Consider the following 7,447-nt stretch of genomic DNA (forward strand, 5'->3'; position numbering starts at 1 on the left):
CAGCTGCGCGGCGCCATCATCTGGCTGCGCAGCCTTGCCCCCGCCACATGATCACGATCCCGAACAGGCCCTAGGACTCTTGCCACGGGAGCATCGGGGTGCTGCTGCTGATCGCCTGGCGGTCGGGTTGCGTGGGAATGGTGGAAGTGAGTGACGTACTGGCCGGTGGGCCGGGATGATGGCGGTATGAAGACAAGGCGTTGGACGTTGCTGGTGACGTGCGTAGTGGTGGCAGTACTCGCGGGTGCGTTCATGATTACGCAAGGGGAGACCGCGAGTCGGATCGCCATGATCGCCTCCACGCTGGCTTGTGTGGCTGCGGTGGGTGTCGGGCTCTGGTCGGGGCTCTCCGGCGGTGGGCAGCCGGACTTCGCGGTACGTGACACCGGCACAGCCCGCGGTGTCCTTGGCGATGCAGTCACCGGATACCGAGGAACCAAGAGGCAGAATCGGTCAGTCACCGTGGAAAACACTGGTGATGCTGATTCCATCGGTGGATCCGCAATCACCGGCTACAGCGACGAGTAAGCGTCGGCAGAGCCGCGCAGGACGGGGGCAACGCGGTGTGGCGGGGCAAGGTAGAAGTGTCGAACACGGGGAACGCCTTCGCTCCAGGTGGTCTCGCGATCACGGGATCCCATAAGGGCTCCATCCACTTTCACGCGCGGGAGCGGATCTCGTGGCGGGGGTATCAGTACGGAGCGATTCCGGTGCCGGCCGCCGCCTTCCAGACCCGGGCGGCCGCCGCCGAACTACGAGAGGCTCTGGCCGGTGGCGGTATCTCGCAGGTGCTGTCGGGGCTGGGTGGGGTGGGTAAGACACAGCTGGCGGCCGACTATGCCCGCACTGCTTGGAGCGAGGACACCGTCGACATGGTGCTGTGGATCACCGCCGACAGCACCATGGCGATTACCACCGCCTACGCCGAGGCCGCTGCCAGCCTACTGGCCGCAGACCTCACCGACACCGAAGAAGCCGCCCGAGCCTTTCTGGCCTGGTTGACGCCCCGGCCCGGCGCCGAAGAATGCCGATGGCTGATCATCCTGGACAACGTCGAGGACCCCGCAGACCTGACCGGCTGGCATCCCCCGAACAGCCCGCGCGGCCGCACAATCGTCACCTCACGGCGCCGTGACAGCGCCTTGGGATCGGCTATCACCGTCGGCCTCTACACACCCACCGAAGCTCTCACCTACCTCACCCAGGCCCTCGCCTCACACCAACGTACCGAGCCGGAGGACCGCCTCTCCGCCCTCGCCGAAGACCTGGGACACCTCCCGCTGGCACTCTCCCAAGCGGTCGCCTTCCTCATCGATGAGGAGATCTCCTGCGCGGAGTATCGGGAGCTGCTGGCTGACCGTACTACCCGCCTGCGTGACACCGTCCCTGGTGCCCTCCCGGACGGGCAGACGCACGCCGTGCACGCGGCCTGGTCCCTGTCCATTGATCGCGCCAACCGTCAGCCCCCCGCTGGCCTTGCCCAGCCTCTTCTGCAACTTGCCGCGCACCTTGACCCCAACGGCATCCCCCACACCGTCTTCACCAGCAAGGCTGTCCGCGACCACCTCGCCACTAGACGCACTGACCAAAACGAACGCGTCGGGGAACGAGAGGTGCGTAGGGCGCTGCGTATCCTGCACCGCCTGCACCTGATCGATCACAGCGTTGACGACGCTCAGCGTAGTGTGCGCGTTCACCGGCTCATCCAACGGGCCGTCCGCGACAACCTCACCCCAGACCGACGACAGCAGTACTCACATCTTGCGGCCGACGCCGTCGAGGAAGTCTGGCCGGAAGACCCACGAAACATAGAGCTGGCCATTGCACTGGAGTCCAACGTGGCTGCGCTCCTGCACCACAGCGGCCCGCAGCTCTGCCACCCCGATATGCACCCAGTCCTTCTCCTCTTTTGTTACAGCCAAGGCGAAAGGGGCGTTGTGGCCGCCGCACAGGTCCATTGCCGAGTGGTCACGGAACTTGGAATCACAGAGCTCGGTCTAGACCACCCCGACACCCTCGCTGCTCGAGCCAGCCTGGCTCATGGAAAAGGGCAGGCGGGAGACGCGGCCGGCGCCGTCGCTGCCTACGCCGAGCTCCTGCCCGACATGCTGCGCGTCCTAGGCCCCGAACACCGCCAGACCCTCGCCGCCCGAGGCAACTGCGCCCACTTCCAGGCGCACGCTGGGGACGTGGCCGGCGCCGCTGCTGCCTTCGCCGAGCTCCTGCCCGACATGCTGCGCGTCCTAGGCCCCGAACACCCCGAGGCTCTCACCACACGCCACGAACTCGCGGATTGGCGAGGGCAAGCGGGAGACGCGGCCGGCGCCGTCGCTGCCTACGCCGAGCTCCTGCCCGACATGCTGCGCGTCCTCGGCCCCGAACACCGCCAGACCCTCATTACCCGCTACAACCTCGCCGAGTGGCGCAGGCGTGCGGGAGATGAGGCCAGCGCCGACACGGCCCACGCCGAACTGCTCCAGGACATGCTGCGCATTCTTGGCCCCGGCAACCCCACTACTCTGCACGTCCGCGGCAACATTGCTGACCGGCAAGGAAGTTCAGGAGACGCGGCCGGCGCCGCCGCGACTTTTACTGAACTCCTTCCCGACCTCCTACGCGTCCTGGGTCCTCACCACCCCATCACTCTCGGCGCCCGCCGTGACCTCGCCTACTGGCAAGGGGAGGCGGGAGACGCGGCCGGTGCCGCTGCCGCCTTTACCGAACTCGTTCCCGACCTCCTACGCGTCCTGGGCCCTGACCACGTAGATACCCTCGTCGCCCGCCACAACATCGCCCATTGGCGAGGGCTTGCGGGGGACGCGGCCGACGCGGCTGACGTCTGCGCCGAACTACTCCCTGACATGGTGCGCGCCCTCGGCCCCAATCATCACGTCACCCGCACGACCCGCACATGGTTCGCCCACTGGCAGTGGGAGGCTGGGAATACGGAGGGCTCAGTTGTTGTACTTGCCGAACTCCTCATCGACTTCCTGCGTGTCCTGGGTCCCGACCACCCCGAAACCCTCGCCGTCCGCGGCTACTTCCGGGAAAAGACGGGGAAAGTGGTCAGCACTGCTGAGGCTTTGACCAAACTCCTTAGAGAGCTCGTGCGCGTTCTCGGATCCGACCACCCCGAAACCCTCGCCGTCCGCAACAGGCTCGCCGTGGGGCGGTGGGAGGCGGGTGATGTGGCTGGCGCTGGTGAGACCTTCGCCGAACTCCTTCCAGTTTTCCTGCGTGTACTCGGCCCAGATCACCCCGATACCCTGGGCGTCCGCAGCTTCCTCGCTGAGTGGCGGGGGCGTGCGGGGGACGCGACAGCGGCCACCACCGCCTACGCCGGACTCCTCCCCGACCTCCTGAACGCCCTGGGCCCAGATCACCCCGCAGTCCGCAATGCCCGTCGCAACCTCGGCTACTGGTTGATGAGAGCGGGGTAACCGAGGATCCGCGCTGCCCAATCACGCTTGCCGAGCCCGCCCCGTCTGGCAGTGCTGGACACGTCCCGGCGTTGTCAGGGCCGTTCTCGCCCTCCCCGGCATCACCCGGATCAGGCTGCCCTCAGCTCCACTGCCCTGCTGCGACAGGGGCAGCGGCGAAGGTCTCCCACCTCCGCTCGAATCAACAGCGCCTCACGGCGCAAATTTCGCGTCCGTCAGTTGCACCCGCGTCACACGCAACGGTCTAGCGGAACCGGTCCCGCCGCCAGCTCTTCAGATGGGCGATGCCGTGTTCGACCTGGATGTGGCGTGAAGAATGCGCCTTGCGCCGCCGTTCGTATATCTCCTCGTACCACTCGGGGGCGCTCTTCTTGAACTTGCGATGCGGTGGTGTCACCACCCGTCCGCCGGTCTGGGCACCCAGCCCTTGGTAGCCGGCATCGGCGAGGATCTCCACTGCGGGACCGTCGGCCAGGAGTTTGACCAGTCCCAACTGGCGGGCGCGGGTGATGTCCGCGCAGCTTCCGGAGCGGGTCGGGCTGCAGAACAGCACGCAGCCGTTCCCGTCGGTGACGACCATGGTCTTGACGGCGTTCTGCTTGTGCTTGCCTGAGATGAACGCCTCCCGGTCCCTGCGCCCGGCGGCCGGCCGCCGGACCCGGATCTCGGTGCCGTCGGTGATCCCGGTCTTCCCGCTGACGCCGAGGTAGTCGACGACCTCGGCCAGGGTCCGCAGCCGCACCCCCAGGCTGATGGTGCACCCGCGCTTGGCCAGCAGGGGCCGCACCTCGCCGATGGCCCGGGTGATGGTGGAGCGGTCGACGCCGAACCAGCAGGCGAGCACGTCATGCGTGGTGGCGTGCCGGAGATACACGAGCGTGGTCAGGAGCCGGTCGACGAACACCAGCCGGTGCTTCGCGCCCGCACCCACGGCCCGCTTCCGTGGCCTGAATGCGAGCTTGCTCTGGTGCCGCTCGTGCCACAACGGGCCTATTTCGGCGACGAGTTCAGCGATCACATCGGCCGACAGACCTGTGATCCTCCGGTCGCTGATGATCGCTGCACGAGACGCGTTCCCCACCACACGACCATGATTGACGATCAGTAGCTCGGCGCCTCACCGCCTACCGTGCACGAGCTCGCTAGAGGCGTGACGCACTCTTATTATCCCTGCCTTCCGGCGCAACGGGCACGAACGGAGCATGCGGCGAACTGGAAAGAACAGGCATGTCAGTTGTACGTCCCGGAAGCGATCTCTACCCGGCGCAAGATCAAGTCTGCTTCCTCTGTGCTGAGCCATTTGGTGGCAGCAGGGATGTAGCCATGTGGGTCGAGGCTGGTTACTTCATGGCGGATGGACACATATTGCCCGGACTCAACCGGTCATCGGAATGATGAACGAGGTCGGCTCCTTCTTGACCTTCTGCCGCCACAGGACCATCTCCAGCGCGTCCAGTGGCAGGTCGGTGCGCATGTGGGGGGGGCCTGCCAGCCCACGATCCGGCGGAAGTACGCATCCAGGACGAAGGCGACGTAGATCCAGCCCGACCAGGTGCGGATGTAGGTCAGGTCGGCCAGTCACAGCCGGTTCGGGCGCTCGGCGGTGAACCGTCGGTTGACCAGGTCCGGGGCCCTGGGGCGGCCGGCTCCAGGATCGTGGTGCGGCGACGTTGCCCGCGGATGACGCCCTCGATGCCGAGCTCGCGCATCAGCCGCTCAACCGTGCACCGGGCTACCTGGTGTCCGGCACGGACCACTCGAATATGTGGCATCTTGGTCTTGAGCCTGTCCGACGACGTGCATCGGGGGTCACGTCATGTCTGTAGCCGTCCGGTGGATCTTGGCGGTAACCGCTTCTGTCCTGGTCTTCTTCCTCGTCGCAGCGCCCTGGGCGTTCCTCGTACCCGGCGGGGATGACCCGTGGGACGTGATTGCCCCGGTCGCTGGTGTGGCTGCAGCGGGCACTCTGGCCGGATTCGGCTGGTGGGCGACTCAAGGCGGCTCCGGCACTGTCCACCAGTCCGCTGAAACCACTGGCACAGGCAACATCAACCAGGTCGGCGGCAGCCAGGGTGGTGTCGGAGGCCCCCCGCCTGCATCCGTCCGCCAGAAGGCCAAGGGCGGCGGCAACATCACCCAAGTCGGAGGCAACCGTTCCTGAGGAGCGCGGAGACGGGAGCCAGGCACGCGTCCCTACGAACCGCAGGCTGCTCACTCACGTCTCACCTTTTGGACGCACCCGTGCGGCGGCTCGGTCAGCAAGTGCGGATGGGTCTCCTTGATGAGAAAAGCCGCGTTCGTGCGCAGGAGAGCGGCGAGTTCAGTGTCCTCTTCTTCGGAGTGAGGCCAGACGTCGAGAATGGCGTCGGCCACGACACGGGCGAGGGCCGGCAGTTGCCCAGAGTCGATACCGTCGAAGATCGCGCGTCGCGTGAGAGCGTGAAGGCGGATTGGGGCCTGGGCAGTGTCTTGGTTGATCAGGGCGTAGTTGTGTAGTTGCACCAGGGCGTTTTCGACCGCTTGACCGTCCACGTCGGGTGCTCTCCGAATGAAGAGGCGCTGCCAGCCTTTGGGCGGGCGCTGAAGATGGAGGAGCACGCGTTGGGTCATCCACAAGTCTTTGGGGTGGCCGACGGGGTCCATCAGCGCGATCAGTCGAAGGAGGGACCGGGAAAGCCCGAGGGTGCCAGCTGCCTCATTTGCCTCTCGGGCCTCCAGGGCGTTGAGGGTCAGAAGGAGCGCGGTGGCCACCGGTTGGCCGTAGGAGTCAGTGTCGGCCTCGACGGGGAGGAGATCGGGGAGCTGATTCCGGGTGTCACGAAAGAGTTTTAGATAGGCAGCAGTGTCACAACCTCTGTCGATCATGTACGCCGCCGCGTGGCTCAAGGCCAGCGGAAGATGCCCCAGGGCTTCAACCAACTCAGCCGCGGACTTCTGCTCGAATAGTCGGGGGCGTTGCGCATCGGCGAGACGCCTGTACAGGTACGCCATGGCCTGTTCGTCGTCGTACAGACCGATGGGCACCAAACGGCGGTTGCCTCCCGACACGAGAGCATGCCGGTGGCGTGTGGTGGCAAGGACGGTACCGTGTCGATGGTGGCCATCCGGCCACCACGGTTCCATGTGCTGAAGTTCGGTGATGTTGTCGAGGACGATGAGCCAGCGTTGCTCGATCGTGGGCAGCCAACGGAGAAAGCCCTCGGCTGCCGCATGGTCGGGCTCATTCGCCTCAGGGAGGCACAGCTTTCTCGCCGCTTGGGCGTAGGAAGCTATGATCAGTTCGGGGTCTGAGGCATCCGTCCAGACAAGCAGCTCGAGACGTCGATCCTGTGCGTCGAGATTGTCTCGCTGATTGCGGGCGATGGAAGCTGCGAGCTGGGTCTTACCGACCCCACCGTCACCCACCAGCACTTGGCAGAGAATATCGTCAGATTCTCCATCATGAGGGCCGAGGATCTTTTGCTCCACGGCGGTGCGATGCTGAAAGGCACTGGCCTGATAAGGAAGATCTCCAACCCACACCGGCCACTGAACCTTTTTAGGAATAGTCTGCTCCCCGGCCCCGGGCTGGTTGTACTGGTTGCCGAAGACCTGCGTCACCTGCTTGGCCTTACGAGCAGACATCCGGGCCCGCTGGACGTGGTCGGGGGTCATGGCCGGGCTCCCGTGATACACGCGGGACGTCTGGGCTTCAGGACTTCGGTGCGCGCAGCTCGGTGGGCGTTCATGCCTCTGTTTCCAGCTCGGTCAGGAGGCTGCGGACACGTATGGTCCGGTGATGGTCGGGACCGTAGACGCTTCGGTGCTCGGCGAGCAACTGCTCGGCCAGCGCTCTGGCCTTGCCCTGCTGCTGGTTGTCCTTGTAGGCGAAGGCAAGAGCATGTCGTGCCTTGAGCGACTCAGGGTGATCAGGGCCGAGGGTGCGCGCGTAGTCGGCTACAACCCGCTCTCGGAGTTCGAGAGACTCCACAACTCTTCCTGCCTCGTGGTAGGAGGCTGCCAGGTTA

7 protein-coding genes and 1 pseudogene (1 of these 8 cut by a window edge) are annotated in these 7,447 nt (G+C 65.7%); 3 read left to right on the plus strand and 5 right to left on the minus strand.

Features of this window, described 5'->3' with window-relative positions; genetic code table 11:
* Positions 1-186: 186 nt before the first annotated feature.
* Positions 187-528, plus strand: a complete 342-nt coding sequence (locus JL475_RS34875; RefSeq protein WP_202282224.1) for a hypothetical protein — start codon at positions 187-189, stop codon at positions 526-528.
* A gap of 56 nt (positions 529-584) precedes the next feature.
* Positions 585-3,440, plus strand: a complete 2,856-nt coding sequence (locus JL475_RS34880; protein WP_307825260.1) for a tetratricopeptide repeat protein — start codon at positions 585-587, stop codon at positions 3,438-3,440.
* A 244-nt stretch (positions 3,441-3,684) separates the two neighbouring features.
* On the opposite strand, the gene JL475_RS34885 is transcribed toward JL475_RS34880, so the two are convergent.
* Entirely contained in the window at positions 3,685-4,521 is an 837-nt protein-coding gene (locus tag JL475_RS34885; RefSeq protein ID WP_307825261.1) for a transposase family protein, read from the minus strand.
* Between the two features lie 304 nt (positions 4,522-4,825).
* Positions 4,826-5,212: pseudogene (locus tag JL475_RS40700) on the minus strand (DDE-type integrase/transposase/recombinase); the annotation flags it as partial.
* Positions 5,213-5,256: 44 nt separating this feature from the next.
* Between JL475_RS40700 and JL475_RS34890 the strand changes: the two are divergent.
* Positions 5,257-5,601, plus strand: coding sequence for a hypothetical protein (locus JL475_RS34890; RefSeq protein WP_202282225.1), 345 nt, complete (start codon positions 5,257-5,259; stop codon positions 5,599-5,601).
* A gap of 50 nt (positions 5,602-5,651) precedes the next feature.
* On the opposite strand, the gene JL475_RS34895 is transcribed toward JL475_RS34890, so the two are convergent.
* The 3 genes from JL475_RS34895 to JL475_RS34905 all read right to left on the minus strand — a co-directional run.
* Complete coding sequence (locus tag JL475_RS34895; protein WP_202282226.1) at positions 5,652-7,094, minus strand: NB-ARC domain-containing protein; 1,443 nt, start codon at positions 7,092-7,094, stop codon at positions 5,652-5,654.
* 70 nt (positions 7,095-7,164) lie between these two features.
* Positions 7,165-7,443 (minus strand): tetratricopeptide repeat protein, encoded by a 279-nt coding sequence (locus tag JL475_RS34900; RefSeq protein ID WP_237409153.1) that lies wholly within the window; start codon positions 7,441-7,443, stop codon positions 7,165-7,167.
* Between the two features lies 1 nt (position 7,444).
* Positions 7,445-7,447, minus strand: partial view of a tetratricopeptide repeat protein gene (locus tag JL475_RS34905; protein WP_202282227.1) — the 3' end only. Its footprint extends 1,881 nt past the window's final position; 3 of the gene's 1,884 nt are visible here — the last part of the coding sequence; its start codon lies beyond the right edge, outside the window; its stop codon occupies positions 7,445-7,447.

It is taken from the genome of Streptomyces sp. M2CJ-2 (assembly GCF_016757295.1).
In the GTDB taxonomy this organism is placed as follows: domain Bacteria; phylum Actinomycetota; class Actinomycetes; order Streptomycetales; family Streptomycetaceae; genus Streptomyces.